This is a genomic window from Sphingobacterium sp. UBA6320, from assembly GCF_002440335.1.
Classification (GTDB): Bacteria; Bacteroidota; Bacteroidia; order Sphingobacteriales; family Sphingobacteriaceae; genus Sphingobacterium.
Window position 1 is genome coordinate 38,313 of sequence record NZ_DJTA01000013.1, and the last position, 20,594, is coordinate 58,906.

The 20,594-nt window shown below is 34.5% G+C and carries 14 protein-coding genes and 1 riboswitch; of the genes, 9 read left to right on the forward strand and 5 right to left on the reverse strand.

Annotated elements, in window-relative coordinates; all coding sequences use genetic code 11:
• Positions 1–33: 33 nt before the first annotated feature.
• Entirely contained in the window at positions 34–1,095 is a 1,062-nt protein-coding gene (locus B3P23_RS07880) for an Mrp/NBP35 family ATP-binding protein (RefSeq protein ID WP_293925305.1), read from the reverse strand.
• Between the two features lie 180 nt (positions 1,096–1,275).
• Between B3P23_RS07880 and B3P23_RS07885 the strand changes: the two genes are divergently transcribed.
• Entirely contained in the window at positions 1,276–3,309 is a 2,034-nt protein-coding gene (locus B3P23_RS07885) for a transglycosylase domain-containing protein (protein WP_293925306.1), read from the forward strand.
• The gene (hpt, locus tag B3P23_RS07890; protein ID WP_045752908.1) at positions 3,310–3,849 is read left to right on the forward strand and encodes a hypoxanthine phosphoribosyltransferase; all 540 of its coding nucleotides are present in this window, start codon (positions 3,310–3,312) and stop codon (positions 3,847–3,849) included.
• On the opposite strand, the gene B3P23_RS07895 is transcribed toward hpt, so the two are convergent.
• Positions 3,846–4,406, reverse strand: coding sequence for a DNA-3-methyladenine glycosylase I (locus tag B3P23_RS07895; protein WP_260948120.1), 561 nt, complete (start codon positions 4,404–4,406; stop codon positions 3,846–3,848). The two genes, hpt and B3P23_RS07895, sit on opposite strands and share 4 nt — an antisense overlap.
• A 105-nt stretch (positions 4,407–4,511) precedes the next feature.
• On the opposite strand from B3P23_RS07895, the gene B3P23_RS07900 reads away from it, so the two are divergent.
• The 3 genes from B3P23_RS07900 to B3P23_RS07910 all read left to right on the forward strand — a co-directional run bounded on the left by B3P23_RS07900 (position 4,512) and on the right by B3P23_RS07910 (position 7,485).
• Positions 4,512–5,471, forward strand: coding sequence for a DUF4271 domain-containing protein (locus tag B3P23_RS07900; protein ID WP_084405282.1), 960 nt, complete (start codon positions 4,512–4,514; stop codon positions 5,469–5,471).
• 12 nt (positions 5,472–5,483) lie between these two features.
• The gene (locus B3P23_RS07905) at positions 5,484–6,254 is read left to right on the forward strand and encodes a uroporphyrinogen-III synthase (RefSeq protein WP_045752911.1); all 771 of its coding nucleotides are present in this window, start codon (positions 5,484–5,486) and stop codon (positions 6,252–6,254) included.
• A gap of 364 nt (positions 6,255–6,618) precedes the next feature.
• Positions 6,619–7,485 carry a cupin-like domain-containing protein gene (locus B3P23_RS07910; RefSeq protein ID WP_094773197.1) on the forward strand — a complete coding sequence of 289 codons (867 nt, stop codon included), beginning with the start codon at positions 6,619–6,621 and terminating at the stop codon, positions 7,483–7,485.
• Positions 7,486–7,546: 61 nt separating this feature from the next.
• On the opposite strand, the gene B3P23_RS07915 is transcribed toward B3P23_RS07910, so the two are convergent.
• Together B3P23_RS07915 and B3P23_RS07920 are read right to left on the reverse strand one after the other, a co-directional pair.
• Positions 7,547–10,423 carry a PD-(D/E)XK nuclease family protein gene (locus B3P23_RS07915; protein WP_052627497.1) on the reverse strand — a complete coding sequence of 959 codons (2,877 nt, stop codon included), beginning with the start codon at positions 10,421–10,423 and terminating at the stop codon, positions 7,547–7,549.
• Positions 10,424–10,426: 3 nt separating this feature from the next.
• Positions 10,427–13,798 carry a UvrD-helicase domain-containing protein gene (locus B3P23_RS07920; RefSeq protein WP_293925307.1) on the reverse strand — a complete coding sequence of 1,124 codons (3,372 nt, stop codon included), beginning with the start codon at positions 13,796–13,798 and terminating at the stop codon, positions 10,427–10,429.
• A gap of 338 nt (positions 13,799–14,136) precedes the next feature.
• Here B3P23_RS07920 and B3P23_RS07925 point away from each other — a divergent pair, with 338 nt between their 5' ends.
• The 4 genes from B3P23_RS07925 to B3P23_RS07940 all read left to right on the forward strand — a co-directional run bounded on the left by B3P23_RS07925 (position 14,137) and on the right by B3P23_RS07940 (position 19,781).
• Positions 14,137–14,658 (forward strand): 30S ribosomal protein S16, encoded by a 522-nt coding sequence (locus tag B3P23_RS07925; RefSeq protein ID WP_094773200.1) that lies wholly within the window; start codon positions 14,137–14,139, stop codon positions 14,656–14,658.
• A gap of 137 nt (positions 14,659–14,795) precedes the next feature.
• On the forward strand, positions 14,796–15,323 hold the full coding sequence (gene rimM / locus B3P23_RS07930; RefSeq protein ID WP_094773201.1) for a ribosome maturation factor RimM: 528 nt from the start codon (positions 14,796–14,798) through the stop codon (positions 15,321–15,323).
• Positions 15,324–15,488: 165 nt separating this feature from the next.
• Positions 15,489–15,594, forward strand: a riboswitch (SAM riboswitch).
• A gap of 61 nt (positions 15,595–15,655) precedes the next feature.
• Positions 15,656–16,612 carry a methylenetetrahydrofolate reductase gene (locus tag B3P23_RS07935; RefSeq protein WP_045752422.1) on the forward strand — a complete coding sequence of 319 codons (957 nt, stop codon included), beginning with the start codon at positions 15,656–15,658 and terminating at the stop codon, positions 16,610–16,612.
• Positions 16,613–16,766: 154 nt separating this feature from the next.
• A complete protein-coding gene (locus B3P23_RS07940) occupies positions 16,767–19,781 on the forward strand; it encodes a DUF2723 domain-containing protein (protein WP_293925308.1) in 3,015 nt (1,004 codons plus the stop codon).
• A 100-nt stretch (positions 19,782–19,881) separates the two neighbouring features.
• Here the strand turns inward: B3P23_RS07940 and B3P23_RS07945 are convergent, their stop codons facing one another.
• Positions 19,882–20,553 (reverse strand): OmpW/AlkL family protein, encoded by a 672-nt coding sequence (locus B3P23_RS07945; RefSeq protein ID WP_293925309.1) that lies wholly within the window; start codon positions 20,551–20,553, stop codon positions 19,882–19,884.
• Positions 20,554–20,594: the final 41 nt, after the last annotated feature.

Consider the following 20,594-nt stretch of genomic DNA (forward strand, 5'->3'; position numbering starts at 1 on the left):
AGACCCTTTATTTTTGATATGATGTCAACACAGCTATCTTACGGCTTGTATGATAGACAATTGTTGCGCTACTTTTTCAGCGATTGTAATAAATGCCCTTGTTGTTGGATCTGCTGCATCTATGGCAGTTGGAAAGCCATTATCACCCGCATCAGATATTCCTTTTAATAATGGAATTTCACCCAAGAAAGGTATTTTGTATTCTTCGGCCAATCGCATTCCACCACCTTTGCCAAAAATATAATATTTGTTTTCAGGTAATTCGGCAGGAGTAAAATATGCCATATTTTCAACAATACCTAATAATGGTATATTTATGGAATCCATCAAGAACATACCCATGCCCTTAATAGCATCTGCTAAAGCAACCTGTTGTGGTGTAGTTACAATAACCGCACCTGCTATAGGATAGTTTTGAGCAACAGTTATATGGATGTCCCCTGTGCCTGGGGGCATATCGATTACTAAATAGTCTAGATCTCCCCAGTCTGTATCATTTAACAATTGTTTGATAGCAGATGTCGCCATAGGCCCTCTCCATGGAATAGGTTGATTTGGATCCGTAAAAAATCCAATAGATAATAACTTGATTCCAAATTTTTCTATTGGCTGTATTTTGACAGTGCCATCTTCATGTTGCACTGACTGAGGTTTTTCACCCTCAAGCCCAAACATAATAGGAAGTGATGGCCCATAGATGTCTGCATCTAAAAGTCCAGTCTTTGCCCCTTTAGCATGTAATGATAAAGCAAGATTTGCTGCAACAGTAGATTTGCCCACACCACCCTTTCCAGAAGAAACGAGTATGATGTTTTTGATTCCTAAAAGTTGATTTCCCTCTTTACCCAGCACGCGTGATGTCATATGAACATCTACTGCAATGTTCTTGTCAATAAAATGTGCGATTGCATTTCGACAGGCATGTTCAATATGATCTTTAAGCGGGCATGCCGGTGTCGTTAAAACAACTTCAAAAGATACTTTTTGATCTTCAATTACAATATTTTGAATCATATTGAGTGTAACCAAATCTTTTTTCAAATCTGGTTCCTCTACATATGATAATGCTTCTAGTACTTGTTCTTTGGTTATCATCTGATATATGGATGCATGTATATTAAACCACAAATTTACTGAATGATAAATTAAAACTTGTCATAAAGATGTTTTTAATGATATTAAGATTTAATTTTTACATTTGGATATTCAAACCCGAGTGTCATACGTTTTTATAATATGTCCAATAATCTTAAGACTCTTCTTCGCTCCAAAAAAATGCGAATCTTGTACATCGTACTGGGAGTTATTTCTATATTTATAGTTGCAGGAGGTGTTTTTGCATACCAAAAAAGGGATGGCCTGTTGCTGTCTGCTATTAACAAGGCAAAGGAAAAGCTTGCAACTAAATATGATTTAGATCTCAAAATTCAATATTATTCTTTTAAGGGGCTATCTTCTGTACAATTCCAAAATATCATCTTACAACCTAAGGGAAAAGAACAATTAGCCCATATACAAGATCTGACGGTCTCTGTTCGTATATTTCCTTTATTATTTGGAGATGTTAAGTTAGGTCAAATAATAATGAATAATAGTGCTGTTACATTAATCAAAAAGGACTCTACGAGTAATTATGATTTTCTGTTTAAGAAAAAAAATAGGGATAGCACGACAAATGATAAAATCGAAACTAATTTTGCAGATTTGGCAGATCGTATGTTGAAAAGTATATTCTTTAAGATTCCAAAGAATATGGATATGCAAAATTTTGAACTTTCATATCAGGATGATAGCACTTCGCAACGGATTTCAATTCCTGAAGCTGAAATTTCTGGTGGAGATCTGAAAACAAAATTTTTACTAAATGAGCATGAAGCCGTGTGGAATTTAGAGGGTACTGTAGATCCCGATGGTAAAGAATTGTATGTCCGTTTATTCTCAGATGCTAAAGATGTCGAACTACCTTTACTAAGGCGTAAGTTTGGGTTAAAAGCAAGTTTTGATGCCATTTCCTTTCGTCTGAATAAGGTCAATCGTAAAAATAAAGAACTTTTATCCTTATCAGGTGAGTGGGGTTTTGAAAATTTAAAACTGAATCATTGGAGAATTTCTGATAAAGATGTTTTATTCCCTGAGGGGTTGATGAGTGGTACATTAAATATTGGGAAGAATTATCTGGAGGTAGATAAGGAAAGTAAAGTTAAAGTAAAAGAATTTGAGTTCAATCCATATGTAAAATATGTCCATAAACCCAGTAAACAATTGGCACTTGCTATACATACTGATCGTATTGAAGCTCAGAAATTTTTTGATGCGATTCCACAGGGTTTGTTTCATTCATTAGAAGGAATACACGTTTCTGGACACATGCAATACGATCTAAATTTTGCGTTGGATTTCAAAAAACCAAATGAAGTTGTCTTTACTTCAAAAATGGATGACAAAGATCTAAAAGTAGAAAAATGGGGTAATGCTAATATCCAAGAATTAAATACAGCTTTTACTTATACTGCTTATGAAAAGGGAGAACCCATGCGTACAATTATATTGGGGCCTCAAAACAAAGATTTTACACCGTTGGGACAGATTTCAAAGTATATGCAAATATCATTAATCAATACGGAGGATCCTTTCTTTTTTTCGCACAATGGTTTTCAAGAAGAAGCATTTCGTCTATCTATAGCAACAAATTTGAAAGAAAAAAAATTTAAGCGAGGAGCAAGCACAATCTCGATGCAACTGGTGAAGAATGTTTTTTTAAATCGTAATAAAACCGTTGTACGTAAAGTAGAAGAAATTATATTAGTCTGGTTGATGGAATCATCCAAACAAGTGAGCAAAAAGAGACTTTATGAAGTGTATCTGAATGTAATTGAGTGGGGTAATAATGTTTATGGTATTACGGAGGCTGCGCGCTATTACTTTGGTAAGAAACCCGCAGATTTAAATTTAGGAGAAAGTATCTTTTTATCAAGTATTGTTCCTAGACCTAAGACCGGGATATATTCCTTTGATTGGACAGGACATCTGAAGTCAAATATTCTTCGCTATTTTAATACCTATGGTCATATCATGGTCAAGACGAAGCAGATTAGCGTAGATTCCACAATGTCAAATTATGGTTTTTATCAAGTACAGTTAGTGCCACATCTGCGTTCTGCAAGACCTGCTTTTGTAGACTCATTGCAAGCTGACTCGTTAGATATAGGAGTAGGGGAAGACAGTTTTTTAGACTTGGACGAGACAACTGATGCGCACAAACGCTCTATTTTTGATAAATTGATAGGGCGAAATAAAGAAGAAAAATAAATGAAGCAGATAAAGATAGATCAGTTACATTTTGAATTGATGATTGATGACAATCAAATTCAGAAACGGATACGTTTGATCGGCGTTGATATTAATCATCGTTATGAGAATAAAAATCCGGTATTTATTGGAGTATTAAATGGTTGTTTCATGTTTATGAGCGATTTACTAAAGCAGGTTGTAATTCCATGTGAAATGTCTTTTGTAAAGCTGTCGTCTTACCATGGAACCAATCAGGGTGATATGCATGAACTCATCGGATTAGGTATAGATCTTAAAGGAAGAGATGTTATTATTGTCGAAGATATTGTTGACTCGGGGAACTCTTTAAAATATACAATCGCAGCTATTGAGAAAATGTTGCCCGCTAGCGTTGTTGTGTGCACTTTATTATTAAAACCTGAATGTTTACAATACGATTTTGAAAACATTCAGTATGTAGGTTTTGAAATTGAGAAGGAATTTGTCGTCGGTTACGGTATGGATTATAACGGCCTCGGACGTAATATTCCAGATATTTATAAAAACGTTCCTGCTTAATTCCTAAATGAACAAGAATTAAGGTGATCATTGACCATTCCTACAGCTTGCATATAGGCGTAACAAATGGTTGATCCGAAAAATTTGATACCTCTTTTTTTTAGATCTTTAGAAATTAAATCAGATTCTGCAGATGTAATCGCTACATCTTTTTGTGTGGCAATACTATGCTCTATAGGCTCCTGATTAGGCATAAAACTATAAAGATATTGGTAAAAGCTACCAAATTCCTCCTGTATCTTGATAAAAATCTGAGCATTCGTTATAGAAGTTTCAATTTTTCTTCTATGGCGAATGACTCCAGAATTTGTCAAGATATCTTCCACTTTTTCTGATGTGAATTTTGAAACTGCTTGTACATCAAAGTCGGCAAATGCTTCTTTGTATTGCTCTCTTCTTTTTAAAATAGTAATCCAGCTAAGTCCAGCCTGAGCAGATTCTAGAATCAAGAATTCAAAAAGAGTTTTATCATCTTTGACTTGTTTACCCCATTCTAAATCATGGTATTCCATATAAAGCGGATCATTCCCGCACCATAAACATCTCGTTGTTGACATTGGCTATCGTTTAATTTTTTGATGAAGTTAAGAAAAGCATTTGTAATGTTTTTTTTCTAAGCCAAATTTTATCCTAACTTTACAACTCTTAAGAATTTCAAATCAATGCAGGTGAGGTTAAGCTACGTTATTCAGTTTATTTTTTTCTTTTTTATGTTGTTTGTTCAACAGGCAAAAGGACAGGAGCTGACCGATTCAATGGCTGTGCTTTCGACTGATTCAACGGCAGTACAAGATACATTAGCTCAAGTTATGGTTCCAAAAGGGCAAGAATTGCTTCATCTTTCTGTTGCTAAACCTTATCGCATATTGGACATTGTTGGAGATGAGATTGTGCTTCATAATTTGAATTCTTATGCTGTAACACAGTATTTTATAACAAGTGACCTTCAGGGTAAGGATAAAGTGCATGTTGGAGTTTTAAAATATGAGCGTAAAAGATGGGTGCTATTTACCAGTTTATTTCTCTTCTTGGCATTTGCTATTGTTCGTTTTTTCTTTTCTTCAGATGTCAAATTAATAGTTTCCGCCTATTTTAACGAACGTATAATTGTACAGGTCAGTAAGGAAGATACCATTCTCACATCTTGGCCTTTTATTTTTTTATATCTTCTTTTCTCTTTAGCCCTTAGTCTTTTTGTCTGTATATTTTATGCTTATATCTTACAGCGGTTTGATTTCCTGTCATTTACCAATTATTTAAAAGTTTCAGCGATAATTGCAATTATATTTGCTTTGAAAATAGGGTTTATTCGATTTATCGCATTTGTTTTTGAAATACAGCGTTTGGTGAAAGAATATGTTACAATCTTATATTTAATTTACTTTAATTCATTGTTATTTTTACTGCCGATTGTACTTGTCGTAAGTCTTGTCCCACTCAGTTATCTGTCTTATATCTTTAGTTTCACTGTAATTGTAGGTATTTTATTGTTTTCATATCGCTTTTTACGGACAGCTCTGAATGTGGTATCTCAACAGCAGTTTTCAGTTTTTTATTTAATTTTGTATCTTTGCTGCCTAGAAATAGCACCTATTTTAATATTGGTACGACTACTAAGCTAATTAAATGATAATATGCAAACTTCCGACGTAGAAAGAGCAAAAAAGGTAAAAAGTATATTGGTAACCTTGCCAAAGCCTGAAAATGATAAGTCACCATATGCTGCATTAGCACTGAAGTATAATTTAAAACTTGATTTTAGAGGTTTCATCCACGTAGAGGGTGTTCCAGCTCGTGATGTTCGAAAAGATAAAGTAAATCTTGCTGATTTTACGGCTGTTATTTTTACAAGCAGAAATGCTGTAGATCATTTCTTTAGAGTCTGCGAAGAAATGCGATTTGAAGTATCCTCAGAATTGAAATATTTCTGTATTTCTGAGACGATAGCATTGTATCTTCAAAAGTATATTCAATATCGCAAGCGTAAAATTTTCTTTGGTAAACAAACGGCTAAAGATCTGGAAGATGTACTGAAGAAACATAAAGATGAAAACTTTTTATTCCCTTGTTCGGATGTTGCTAATGAAGAAACAAGTAATTGGTTAAAGATTAATGGTTATAAGTTTACACCTGCAGTTTTATTTAAAACAGTAGTGAGTGACTTATCTGATTTGAAAGATGTATTCTATGATATCATCGTTTTCTTTAGCCCTTCTAGTGTACAATCTCTTTATGAGAATTTTCCCGATTTTAAGCAAAACAAGACGAGAATTGCTGCATTTGGAGCAAGTACGCAACAAGCATTATTAGAACATGGATTAGTTTTAGATATTCCTGCACCGACACCCAAAGCCCCAAGTATGACAATGGCTGTCGAGGAGTATGTAAAGATGGTAAATAAGTAAAAATCTCTACATCTGAATTATTCCTTACGCGATTGATCGTCAGAATAATTCTCTGGTCTGTTTCATCTAGATGGATGTAAAACGCTGTAGGAAAGAAGGATTTTTAGATACGGTAAGATAGGTTAATAAATAGGCTTAAAAGGGACTGAACAGTCGTTGCTGTAGCATAAATATTATTTTGGATCACCATAAATAAAATATAAAATACGATATAATGACATGTGTCATTTAGTTATTTAGAATATTTCTACTAACTTATGTGCTAAATTAGTACTTTAGCGATAGTGATTGTTTTTAATCGCGGCATAAGTTTAAGTAGAAATATTTTTTTTAAGTTTGTAGTAGTTGTAAAAACAGATAGCTTGTGAAATTAAAACCAGTTGATAGTATCTCAGGAATAACTCCAAAAGAATTTGTGAAAGATTACTTAAAAAAAGGTCAGCCTGTAATTATTAAAGACTTTATAAGTAAGGAGAGTGCATGTTGGAATAAATGGAGTTACGATTATTTCAAGAAAATTGCGGGTCAAGAGCAAGTAGATGTATATGGACGTGAAGAAGATTCTCAAAATCATGCAGCGAGTCCTCCCGTTGGAAAAATGACTTTAGCAGAATACCTTGATAAAATAAGTGCAGAGCCGACTGAGTTGCGTTTATTCCTTTTTAATCTTCTTAAAATAAGGCCAGAACTTAAAAAGGATGTTACCTACAATGACGTTACCGGTGGTAAAGTGATACAATGGCTTCCCTACTTGTTTTTTGGAGGTGAGGGGTCATCAACTCGTAATCACTTTGATATTGACATGTCCCATGTATTTATATCACAATTTCAAGGCTCTAAGCGAATTTGGTTATTCCCAAATGATCAATCTGACTTATTATATAAATTGCCCTATAACTTTCATAGTATTGCCAATCCTAAAAAAAGTACTGAAGAAGAATATCCAGGATTGAAATATATTGAAGGTTATGAAGCTGTAATTAATCCAGGTGATACACTTTATATGCCAGCTGGATGGTGGCATTATATTCAATATGATACAGAAGGATACTCCATTTCTGTTCGAGCGCTGGCAAATACGTTCTCTGAAAAATTGAAAGGTGCACGTAATTTATTTATAACTCGTTACTTTGATGATGCGATGCGTAAAATATTTAAAAAGAAATGGCTAGATTATAAGATTGAGATGGCTAAAAAAAGAGCACAGCGAGCCATTAGAAAAATAAAATAATATCAATTTTAGTAGATATAGAAAAGCTCCGTCTGTTTTAACAGATGGAGCTTTTCATATGTTATTCTTCATTTTCTTCGTTGATCGCATTTTTGTAAAATAGGATGTAGGGATCAGAGTCGTATATTTTTGCATTCGGGTCATGTTTGAAAGGAATTTCTGGATTGAATATTTCCTCTAAAATGGTTTTCAAAAATGCTATAAATTCTTTTTTTACTTCATCTAAATATATGGACTCTAAGATTTCGGATTTCGCATAAAATAAAGTTCCTTCTTCTCTCATCTTTCGCGCAACATATAGATTTGGTTCAATACCGACTCGACCAGTAACCTGTTCATAGACATAGGTGTAAAATAAGGTTTGAACAAGTGCCTTGTTTTCTGTATTCTTGATGAATACTTTATCCAATCCTTTAAAATTTACTTCATCAGCTCCTGTTTTATAATCAACGATTCGAACTTTGACCGTTTTATCTTTTAAAAGAACCTCATCTACACGGTCAATTATGCCATATATGCAGACCTGTTCTTCTTTTCCCTGTACTTCAATTGGAAAATTCATCACATAATCTTTATCGTTCTCTAATTCTATAATTTTGATACCGATAAAATGATCGACATCATGTTGAATAAGTAGCCTCACATATTCGGAAGCAATTTTATGCATAATACGCTGAAGGCTGTTTAATGAGTTTAAACCTGTTCCTTCCAGTTGATACAATTCGATAATTTCAGAAACTATCAAATCATCAATTGTGATTAATGATTTCTCTAATTCCTGTATGGGTACAAACTGCTCAGCACCTTTAAATGGCAGGTAGACTTTTTCCATCACATTGTGTATAACAGTACCCAAATTATTCATTTCAAATTCTTGTGTAATACTGGGAGGTTCTTTGATTTCTGCTACGTATTTCAAAAAGAACTGTAATGGAGATTGTAAGTAAGTTGTGAGTGCTGTTGCAGAAATCTTCTTTTTCTTTTCGATAAAATCAACGTATAATTTATCCCATATTGCACCTCTCTTTTCCACTGTCAACTCTTCTAGATCTGGTAAAAACGTAATATTCTGCTGTTGATTATGTTTTAAAAATTTGAAATTACTTTCAAACTCCAACTGCTTGATAAAACGACTTTCTTCACCAGAGGAGCTTTCACTAACAATGCCGTTATAAAGAAGATGAATGCCTTCACTGTATTGAAAGTGACGATAAAATAAGTAAGCAGACAGAGCATCCTGATTTTCTAGAATTGGCAATCCGTAAGCTTGTCTTAATGAATTAGGAATAAATGTTGGGGAGCTTGAGGTTTTGGGTAATATGCCCTCATTGGCACCTAAGACATATACATGGTCAAAATTAAGACAGCGGCTCTCTAATAGACCCATGATCTGTAACCCTTCGAGCGGGTTTCCTTCAATAGCCGAATTGATATTGGCAATTGCTTTACTGATCAGTCCCAATTGAAAAGGTAAGCTCAGCGGTTGAAGCGATTCTAAGCCAAGATTGAGCTGGTTTAATGTCTTTCTTACCTCGATCAACAAGTTGCTGTCAATTTGTTTTATACGGTCTTCTTGAGCAAGATTAGCAAGTAAATTGTCAACGATATGAATGAGTATAGCAATAGTTTCTTCGATTCGGATAATCGGGTGGAAAAAATGTACCAAACTTGAACTTTTGAATACAAGTTCTTTAACTTCCACTTCAAAGAGCTGTTTATCAGAAATTAATTTTTGAATGGATTGTTTTTCCTCTTTTGAAATGTTAGTCAATGGATGATTAACGAATGTTTCAATAAGTGTATAAGGTATCTTTGTTTTTTTCTGATGGGTGATCAAGTGTTGGACTTCCATCCACAATTCAATAATGCCATAGATGGGCGATTGCGTTAAGGGAAAACCTGTTGTAATGTTTGGTTTTACATCAGGCAGACTTTGTAATAAAGAAACCAATAATGATTCGTCAGCAAGAAGAATGGCCGAAGATTTACCATCCTTTTCATTATTTTCTAAGATATCATGTAGTAGTTTTGTCTGGGATACATTACCCGTTGCTGAATATAGATGAACTTCGGATTGACGAGTACCAATTACATTGGAGCTATCGCCTAAGGCATTTATCAAACCGGTTTGATAAATATTCCGACGGATGAATAGACCCGCTTCCTGTTGTTGATCATCTAGATAATAGGCATCTGCATCAAAGTAGAAGAGCGCTAATCCCTCATCTTGCCATTTTTTAAATAGAGTAGCTTCTGTTTTGCTCAGAGCATTGAATCCAACAAATATGATCGTTTTATAATTTTTATGGAATTCTTGATTTTTTGCTTTCCCATCCACAATATCCCGATAGATTGTTGGCATATTTGTCATTCTCTTCGCTTTTAATTGTTCTTTAAAAGCGCGATATAAGACCGGAAGGCGTCGCCATAGTTTTAAAAACCTTTCTTGTACTGCAGAGTGTCCTGCGATGGAGAAAGATTGCCAAAATTGACGTATAAAGTCCTGTTGTTCTGAAGTAAAATGTTGAAATTGCAAATCAATCTGTGTATTGTCAAACAATTCCATAAAGATTTCATCAATATCAACTAAATCATAGTCAATTTGTGAGAAGTCACCTAATATAGTTTCTGCGATCGGATAAAATTCTTCTAAAGTCTCGGCTTCATGACCTTCCTTGGATAATAGGTCGTTATGCAAATGATAAAGAATGAAAAACTGTGCAATAGGAGTTGCTTCTGCCAAATGGGTTGACAAACGGAAAAATTCTTGTATTGTGAAAAATTGTGGTGACCAAATTGCTTGTCCATACACTTCAGCTAGATGTTGTTTAAGATAAGTGATCGGCCTTTTGTTGTTAAATATAATAGCAGTTTCGTGTAGATCCGCTCCGAAACGATTCTTTAAATCGATAGCGACGTCTTTTAAAAATGGATTCATTTTCTAATTTTTTGCATGTAATAAAACCTCTACTAAATCATTTGACTTGGCATAAAATAAGAATCCTTTTACATTCTTATAGCCTAATTCCTCCAGTGTTCTGACATATTGCTTCACCTGCTTTTGATGGGACATCGCTTCACTTTGGGTAAATTTAAAGTCGAGTACAATCGTCTCTTTTTCGCTAGTAAATACTTTGTCGGGGCGTAAGGTTTCACCTTTAGCAGTGATGATGGCCGATTCATTCCAAATTTTAAAATCACCAGTCAGCCACATATTGATTTGTTGGTGTTGCCATATTTGATTGACCTCATGAAGAATTGCAGATTTCTCAGCCGGTGTAAATATGCCTTCTGAAATATATTGATTAATGATGGTTTCAATTTCCTCTTGTGTAGTTACAATGGACATGATTTCATGCGCCATGACACCGTATTGCGAGGCTTTGTCAAGTAATAAGATGCTGTTAATGGTACGTTGTGAGGATTTATCAAAAGCCTTATCCAATTCTTTTGAAACGGGATAGTGTTCCAGAGCGATTTTTCCTATTTCAACCTGATCACTTTTTTGTCGAGCTATGATATGATCGATGTTTATTTCATTATTTACTAAAGTAAAGTCTCCTCTATGATTATCCAATACTTGATAGACGATATCACTGATTAAATCATTCTTTACGTCCACGCCTATAATTTCTCCTGTTTTTTTGTCGATGAGCTGTTTAAAAGCAGGTGCGGATATATAAAGATGTTCTATTGCTCGAGTGGTTGCAACATAGAACGTATTGAGTGCATCCATATAATTAAAAACCATCTCTTCATAGTACTTCTGATATAGGGTAGATTGTCCTAGAGAAGAAGTATACTTAATCGGTGCTTTCCCTATGGCTTCAAGAGCTGTTCCTTCGGTATCTATCCAGAAGTTGCCATTGACCATGCCATCTAAAGTCCAATTGCAAAATGGAATCATAACCACATCATAAGCTAATCCCTTTGATTTGTGTACTGTGGTCACTTCAATAGCATCTACTTTACCAGAAGAGGGTAATACCGATTTTATACCATCTTCTTCCCAAAAGATCAAAAATTGATTAATCCCGCGCTCTCCATTTGCCGAAAAATTAGCAATCATATCTTTAAAGGCCAATATATAAGGCAGATGGGCATTATGTAAAGAAGTCAATCCGTAAGCTTCTATCAACTTTTCAACCAGATGGACCAAAGGAAGTTTCTGCCAGTGCTCCCAGTTTTCCAGCAGTTCTTTTGGTAGCTCTCCTTGCAAACTATGAACATCATTTTCTTTAAATTTTAACCAGACATCTGCACTAAAACTTTTCCCTTTTTGAATAATATGATAAAGATGTGTGAGTTTTGCTTTATATAATACATGTTTATCACTATTGAATACAAAAGCCTTAAGTGTTTCAATCAGTAATTGTATCCCCTCATTTGCCTCTAATGCAAGTGCATCTCCAGATATAACTTCAAATTGTAGCTGTTTTTCATTTCTATAATTCATCAGTTCGTGGATGATCAATCTTGCCTGCTTATTTGATCGTACAAGAATTCCAATCTGATTTGCGCGATATCTGCCCGATGTAATCCACTCTTCAATTTGTTGACATAAGGAGCTCACAGCAAGTTCCTCCACCTGTGAGCTTCTTCTTACATTGTTTTCTACTTCCAGATATTTGACAGTAATAGAACCTTGTTGTAACTTATCTTGGAGTTTGGACTTTGGTACTTGTTGTGAAGCGCCTTCGTAAGCTTTTATAATCATATGGTTATAACCCATTTCATTCCACCAAGATTGTCCTTCATCGCTAAGATCAGCTGCAATATGCTCGTTTAATAGTTTTTGAATATGACTTGGGATAGTCTCAAATAAATAGTTGTTAAAATGGATAATATTGGGCAGACTTCTATAGTTGACATCCAAGGAGCCATTTTCTATCAATTCTTTTAGGTCTTCTTCATTTGAAATATGAAAGGCTTGGGCGACTTGTTTTTCTGCTTGTTCCAGTAAGATGCGCCAATCACCATTTCTCCAACGGTAGATACTTTGTTTGACATCTCCAACAATTAAATGCTCTGAAATATTTCCAGAAGCATTTCCAAGTGCGTTGATTAATAATGGGCTATAATTTTTCCACTGGATACGTGAAGTATCTTGAAACTCATCAAAAAGAAAATATTGGTAACGGTTTCCGATTTTTTCCCAAATAAAAGTAGGATCTCCATGTTGATCTAATCCCAGTTTATTCAATTGAATTTGAGCATCTGAAATTAATTGAGCATTGTTTTCCTTACGCCATTGTGCCAATAAGTCACTCATCTCTTTCATAAGACGGAGATAGTAAAAATTTTTTTGGAATGCTTCGTAAGTGATATAAGTACTGAATTTATCTTGTAATATTTTAAAGTTTTTTAGAAGTGGGAATAAGGCTTGCTTCAAAGCGTAATTGATTTCTTTCTTACCGTTTAAAAAAGCATCCTCCTTATCCATTAAATCAACATATTTAGTAATAATCTCCTGGAGTTTAGACGTACTTTGTTTGAACACATTGATCGTTGCATTGGATAACGAATAAATAGGATTTCTGCTTTTTCCCTTTAACTCCGCAGGATCAATGTTTAAGGATTTAAATGTGGTTGTAAAACTTTTGATCTCTTCGTTTAGGGCTTCTAAGAATACTTGAGTAAAATTTTCTATTTCCTTATTTAAGGTATTAAATACTTTATCCGAATTTTGTGATAAAAGATGTTTGTCAAATTCTTTGAAGTTTTCTGAAAAGATTTCATTTGCCAAGTTAGTTAATTCTCTACGGTAGTTCCAATTTTCATTATTTGATATCTTTTTTTCGGCAAATTCAATGATCCATTCCAGTAGATCCGGACGCTTATCCAAAAGTTGGTTTAACATGACAGTAAGCTCTTGTCGCACCCTACTGGTATTCATTTCTATTTTATATGCTGCATCCAAATTGAGCTCATATGTAAAACTTCGAATAACTTTTTGAGAAAATCCATCAATAGTACTAATGGTAAAGTGACTATAATCATGTAAAATCTTGCGATAGACCCGGTACGCCTTTTCTTGAATGAAGCTTGTATTCCATTGTGAAAATTGTGTCAACAATAAACTTCTATAATCCTGTATTTTTCTACTTTGATCACCCAAAGCCAAACCCTTCAATACGGATAAAATTCTTTCTTTCATCTCAGCCGTTGCTTTATTTGTAAAAGTGACAGCTAATATTTCTCGATAACTGTTTTCTTTTGAAAGTAATAGCGTTAGGTAATGTACAGTTAAGCTGAACGTTTTACCAGAACCTGCAGAGGCTTTTAATATTTTTAATGGAGCTATTAATGACATGAATTCAATTTGATTTGGAAGGATGAAAATACGCTTATTAATTTGAATAGACAAAACTGTATGTATGTCTATTATTTAACAATAGACGTAAAATTACAAATAAATTTCTCGAATTAAATTCCATTATTTTTCTGTTATGAAGCCAGATTATATTCTTTAAAACGGATGATTTTTAAATCATTCTACGGTTCAGAATGGATGCTAAGGTAGCATCTTTCTTATTACTTGGAAGTTGACTCTTATATTTAGCTTTTTACTTTCATAAATCCTTTGTATCTTTGCGTCCCCTCTTACATGAAGTACGGGGGATATGTTGAATACATAAATAACAAGAAAACATGGCAACTAAAATCAGATTGCAAAGACATGGTAAAAAAGGACGTCCTTTTTACCACTTAGTAGTAGCAGATGCACGTGCTCCACGTGATGGTAAATTCATCGACCGTATTGGTTCTTACAACCCGAACACAAATCCAGCGACTATCGTTTTGGATTTTGAAAAAGCTTTGGATTGGATGAATAAAGGTGCTCAACCTACTGACACAGCTCGTACTATCCTTTCGGATAAAGGTGTTTTATACAAAAAACACTTATTAGGCGGTGTTAAAAAAGGTGCATTTGATGAGGCTGCTGCTGATGCTAAATTTGTTGCTTGGACTGAAGCTAATGATGCAAGAATCGCTGGTAAGAAAGACGGTTTAGCTAATACAAAAGCTGAAACTAAGAAAATTGCATTAGCTGCTGAAGCTAAGAAAAAAGAAGAAAAAGCTGCTGCTATTGCTGCTAAAAATGCTCCAGTTGCAGAGGAAACTCCTGCAGAAGAAACTGAAGCTCCTGCTGCAGAAGAAACTGAAGGATAATTTTTCTTTCATACAGTATCAAGAAAGCCGGTTCGACATGATCCGGCTTTTTTTTTAAAAAGAAAATAACTCCTATTTCCAAAGTAGTACTGCAATTTTGTATTTATATTTTTAAATTTGCCCTTTCAAATTAGAACATGACCATAGAAGAAAGTTTTTACATCGGTTATATTAGTAAAACACGAGGATTAAAAGGAGAGCTGCAGCTTTTTTTCGAATTTGAAGATTATCAAGATCTAGATTTTGATGTCTTATTTGTTGAAGTCAATAAAAAATTAGTTCCTTATTTTGTTGCTAATATTAAATACCAAACCAATAGTACCGCTTATTTGAATTTGGAAGATGTAGATCATATCGATAAAGCACAGCCCTTAGTCCGTAAGAAGGTATATCTGCCTAATGATAAAATGCCTGAACGTGATCCTGATGATTTCAGATATACGGATTTAATTGGGTATCTAGTGATTGATGAGGTACATGGAGAACTTGGAGAAATTACACATGTGCAAGAAATGCCACAACAATTTATAGCCACCGTTGATTTCAATGGCAAGGAGCTTATGTTCCCATTAAATGATGATTTAATGCTCGGTATTGATTCAGAAGATCAAGTATTGGAGGTTGATTTGCCCGAAGGCTTAGTTGAGTTGTATAAAGAAATTTAACATCTTCACTATCGAACATGAAGAAATATAAGCCACTACACAAAGATGTGTAGTGGCTTATTTATTTTATCTGATCTTGTTTTTATAGCGCTATAAGCGTATAATTTTTTGAGCAAGTTTCTAATATTATTTTGATTATAAATTTCTATTACCGATATTAGCCGATGCTTATAGAGAAAGGCAGAGGGACTAGACCCAATGAAGCCTTAGCAACCTGTTATTTTATAAGGTGCTACATTCTACCCCAACTCAGAGATGGGAAAGATAAGTTGAAACAAGTTTACTTGTGCATTTCGATGTAAGCCAACCAAAATCATATTTAAAAAAAATTAATGAAAATCGTTGATCATATCAGTAATGCCAAAGGAAAAACTTTGTTTTCTTTTGAATTGTTGCCTCCAGCCAAGGGGCAAGGTATCCAGAGTATTTTTAAAACAATGGATGCACTAATGGAATTCAAGCCTCCCTTTATCGATGTGACTTATCATAGAGAAGACTATATGTATAAGAAACACGAAAGCGGTTTATTAGAGCGTGTGGCTTATCGTAAACGTCCAGGAACAGTTGCTATCTGTGCCGCTATTATGAATAAGTATAAAGTGGATGCTGTTCCTCATCTTATATGTGGAGGATTTACGAAAGAAGAAACGGAGAATGCATTAATTGATCTAAATTTCTTAGGTATTGATAATGTGCTGGTACTAAGGGGAGATGCACGAAAAGGTGATTCTGATTTTATTCCAACAGATGGTGGACATGCATTTGCAACGGATTTATTGCAACAGGTGGTTGATATGAATCAGGGACAATATCTCCATGAAGATATTGCTATATCTGAAAAAACAAACTTTTGTATTGGTGTAGCGGGTTATCCAGAGAAACATTTTGAAGCGCCAAACTTCAATACAGATTTCAAATGGTTAAAAAAGAAAGTAGAAATGGGAGCAGAATTTATCGTGACCCAAATGTTTTTTAATGTAGAAAAATACAAAGAGTTTGTTACAAAATGTAGAGAAAATGGTATTCATGTTCCTATAATACCCGGATTGAAACCGTTGACAACTAAAAAGCAATTGATTACCCTACCTAAGATTTTCCATTTGGATATTCCCGAAGAATTGAGTGAAGCGGTCTCCGCATGTAAAAGTAATGCTGATGTAAGACAAGTGGGAGAAGAATGGCTAGTACAGCAGTGTAAAGAATTAATCGATTTCGGGGCTCCCGTTTTACATTTTTACACCATGAGTAATCCCGGACCGACAAAAAGTATTGTAGAAAAGTTATTCTAAATCAACCTATTTAACGATCAGCCTGCCACGTAAATGTAGCGGGCTTTTTTTATAGGCTGTATTTTTTTGTTAAAAAAAGTTAATCTAGTTCAATTGAAATCTTCTTTCATTATATTTAATTGATTATATATCATCAATTAAACCTGGATCATTCATGAGCTATCAGAAAGTGAACAATATGTTAGGCTGGCTATGTGCCATCATAGCAACAGTAGTTTTTATTATTACGGCTGAGCGGACAACAAGCTGGTGGGACACCGGTGAGTTTATTGCTTCAGCTTATAAACTCCAGATTGTTCATCAGCCAGGAGCACCATTGTTTCTGATGGTACAGAATATCTTTTCAAATTTTGCATTAGGTAATGTGGCTCAGATTGCCTTTTGGATGAATATCGGATCTGCTGTATGCAGTGGTTTGACAGTATTATTTTTATTTTGGACCATTACAGCGTTAGGAAAAAAGATCAGTCATTCTGATGATAAACCAATTCATAAAAATCAAGTTATTAAAATTATGGGAGCAGGTCTTGTCGGTGCCTTAGCCTATAGTTTCTCCGATACATTTTGGTATTCAGCAGTAGAATCAGAGGTCTACGCGATGTCCTCCTTGTGTACTGCAGTAGTATTTTGGGCGATATTAAAGTGGGAAGCTCGCGCAAATAAACCACAAGCAGATCGATGGCTTATCGTTATCGCTTATATCATCGGACTATCAATTGGGGTTCATTTATTGAACTTATTGGTGATTCCAGCTATAGCTCTTATCATCTATTTCAAGAAAACAGACCGGACAACTTTATGGGGAATCAGTAAAGCAATGATAATTGGACTCGGAGTACTGGCATTAATTCTTTGGGGCGTGATTCAGTATCTCATTAAGTATGCCGCCAAATTTGATTTATTTTTTGTCAACACCCTCGGGCTGGCATTTGGGTCAGGGATATTGGTTTTTGTAGCGTTGATTCTATCAACATTAATTTATGGTATCTATTACTCCATAAGAAAGGGGAAAGTTGTGTTAAATACGGCATTACTAGCAACCTGCTTTATTCTTTTGGGATACAGTTCCTTTACCATGGTTCTGATTCGAGCGAATGCCAATCCTTCCCTAAACAATAATGACCCTAAAAATGTTTTTTCTTTCTTAGGTTATTTAAGTCGAGAACAGTACGAATCAGAACCATTGATAAAAGGTCCATATTTTGATGCAAATCCAACTGGAGTCAATGAACGTGTTGATTATAGAAAAGACAGTCATCAATATGCCGCAATAAAAAGGTCGTCCAGTTATCAATTTGATCGAGAAACCATATTTCCAAGGATTTATAGTCAGAAACCCTATCATCAATATTTTTATAAAGGCTATTTAGGAATTGAAGAAGGCCGAAAAGCCAATTTTGCTGATAATTTAAAATTCTTTTTTAATTATCAGATTGGACATATGTATGCGCGATATTTTCTATGGAATTTTGTTGGTCGGCAAAATGACCAACAAGGAAATGGTTCATTAACAGAAGGAAATTGGTTATCAGGTATTAGAGCTATTGACAATCTACATCTTGGAGGGCAATCCAAATTGTCTGATGAAATGATTCATAATCCAACTAGAAATACTTACTTTTTTCTTCCTTTATTGATAGGACTCGCTGGTGCATTTTGGCATTTTAAGAGGAATAAGAAGGATGCGATTGTCGTGGGACTATTATTTGTTTTTACAGGTTTGGCTATTGTTATATATTTAAATCAATCTCCATTACAACCACGTGAACGGGATTATGCTTATGCAGGATCATTTTATGCCTTTGCCATTTGGATTGGTTTAGGGGTATTTGCTATTTCAGAACTATTAAAAAAATATGCAAACGAAAGAAATACAGCCCTGTTTGCAACATCACTGTGTCTATTTGCTGCGCCATTAATACTTATTAATCAAAATTGGGATGATCATAATCGATCTGAAAAATCCTTAGCAAGGGATGTTGCAAAAAATTATTTAGAAACTTGTGCTCCCAATGCAATTTTATTTACTTATGGTGATCATGATACTTTTCCATTATGGTATTTGCAAGAAGTAGAGGGTGTACGTCGAGATGTCAGGATAGTGGTCATTAGTTATTTGACTTCTGATTGGTACTTTCGGCAGGTGAAAAATGCAACTTATCAAGCTGCCGGATTACCGATAACCATTCCAAATGAAAAGGTGGCAAAAGGTATTCGAGAATCTTTGCCTTATCATGACCTGAATTTAGTAGGATCTACAGATATTAAATTATTGTTAGATTTCTTACTATCCGACAGTAATGATCATAAACTACAAATGAGAGATGGACAATATGAAAACTTCTTGCCCACAAAACAACTTAGACTTGCTGTCAATAAATCTGAGGTAATCAAAAATCGAGTAGTGCCGCAGGAATGGGAAAATGAAATATCAAATCAATTGGAGTGGACTTTTGGAAATGATTATGTAACACGGGCAGACCTAGGGCTGATGTCAGTTCTTGCCAATAACAATTGGCAAAGACCAATTTATTTTTCAAGCATGGTGCCTAGTGAAAACCTCATGGGATTGGACAAATACATGGTCGATGAGGGATTTGCCAAACGTCTGATGCCTATTGATGCAAAACTTTCAGAAGGGGAATCCCTAATAAATATAGATAAATTATACAAAAATATTGTTGAAAAATATGCTTGGGGCAATATAAACCAAGCAACTTATATTGATACAGATTCCTTCAGATTTGCAGGTATGTATGCAGAAGAAATCTTTGGAAAAGCAGCAAGAACTTTGTTTGCACAGGGTAAAACAGAACAAGCAAGACAAGTTGCTGTAAAAGCATTTAATGAACTACCACAGCGTCTATACAGTATGGCTGATGTGACAAGTTATGTAGATGTTATTGATACTCTTTATAAAACTGGAGAAAGTAAATTTGCTAATCAACTTGTTGATCGTAATCTCAAATTTTTAACAGAACATATGGATTATTATCAACAATTGGCTACAGATAAACCCGAAACAGGACTAGAAGTTCAAAATATAAAAATTGCTCTTGACTCTGTTGATCGGTATGAACGGATACTCGCAAATACGAAAGAAAAAGATCGGTATGCTTATGTTGCTGATCTGAGCAGAAAATATAAAATGATCTATCTAAGAGATTGATTCATACAATGAATGAGACCAGTAATTATATCAAAGTACTGGTCTCTTTTCGTTTTAAAATATAAGGTAAACATTTCTTTACAAGGTCTGTCGACTCTTTCTAAAATCTTACCCCTAGACCAAAACCTAGAAGAAAGGGATTTATGCTCACCTTTGCAGGAATATTTAATCCAGTTGCAAGGTTACTTGCATCCACATTGACATCTGTTTTCAGAAAGATGTGTTTCACATCAAGATTTACAAAGAAATTTTTCGAAATGTTAATGTCAACACCCAACTGAGTTGCTAACCCAAAGGCATTATCATATTTTACGTTTTTAACTATATTTCCAGCATCTTCATTGTAAAATATAGTATAGTTAGCCCCAACACCGACATATGGTTTAATAGATGGACTAGGATAGAAATGATATTGAACAGTTAAAGTTGGTGGCAACAACCAAACACTCCCCAAGTCAATATTATTATTCGTGCTACCACCAATAGCCGATAAATCCGAATTTGTAGTGGATACTTTGTGTTTCGTGGTTCCTAGAATCAATTCTGCCGCGATGTTTTTGTTAAAAAAGTAAGTGAAATCCAGTTCAGGAATAAACTGACTTGAAATAGAAACATTTCCGTCGATCGTGGATACATCAGCATTTTCGATAGGGACAACTCCTACACCTCTAAGACGTATCTGCCATCTATCAAAGTCTTTAGTTTCTTGTGCCTGACTTATTCCTAATCCGAATAATAAACATACAGCAGTTGCAAATAATAACTTTTTCATATTTGAATGTGTTAATTGTGATTATTCAAATATAAAGAGGT

Coding starts and splice junctions, on each gene's coding strand:
- B3P23_RS07940 (WP_293925308.1), top strand. CDS start 16,767: ATGAGCTATCAGAAAGTGAACAATATGTTAGGCTGGCTATGTGCCATC.
- B3P23_RS07895 (WP_260948120.1), bottom strand. CDS start 4,406: ATGTCAACAACGAGATGTTTATGGTGCGGGAATGATCCGCTTTATATG.
- hpt (WP_045752908.1), top strand. CDS start 3,310: ATGAAGCAGATAAAGATAGATCAGTTACATTTTGAATTGATGATTGAT.
- B3P23_RS07935 (WP_045752422.1), top strand. CDS start 15,656: ATGAAAATCGTTGATCATATCAGTAATGCCAAAGGAAAAACTTTGTTT.
- rimM (WP_094773201.1), top strand. CDS start 14,796: ATGACCATAGAAGAAAGTTTTTACATCGGTTATATTAGTAAAACACGA.
- B3P23_RS07880 (WP_293925305.1), bottom strand. CDS start 1,095: ATGATAACCAAAGAACAAGTACTAGAAGCATTATCATATGTAGAGGAA.
- B3P23_RS07915 (WP_052627497.1), bottom strand. CDS start 10,423: ATGAATCCATTTTTAAAAGACGTCGCTATCGATTTAAAGAATCGTTTC.
- B3P23_RS07925 (WP_094773200.1), top strand. CDS start 14,137: ATGGCAACTAAAATCAGATTGCAAAGACATGGTAAAAAAGGACGTCCT.
- B3P23_RS07905 (WP_045752911.1), top strand. CDS start 5,484: ATGCAAACTTCCGACGTAGAAAGAGCAAAAAAGGTAAAAAGTATATTG.
- B3P23_RS07885 (WP_293925306.1), top strand. CDS start 1,276: ATGCGAATCTTGTACATCGTACTGGGAGTTATTTCTATATTTATAGTT.
- B3P23_RS07920 (WP_293925307.1), bottom strand. CDS start 13,798: ATGTCATTAATAGCTCCATTAAAAATATTAAAAGCCTCTGCAGGTTCT.
- B3P23_RS07900 (WP_084405282.1), top strand. CDS start 4,512: ATGCAGGTGAGGTTAAGCTACGTTATTCAGTTTATTTTTTTCTTTTTT.
- B3P23_RS07945 (WP_293925309.1), bottom strand. CDS start 20,553: ATGAAAAAGTTATTATTTGCAACTGCTGTATGTTTATTATTCGGATTA.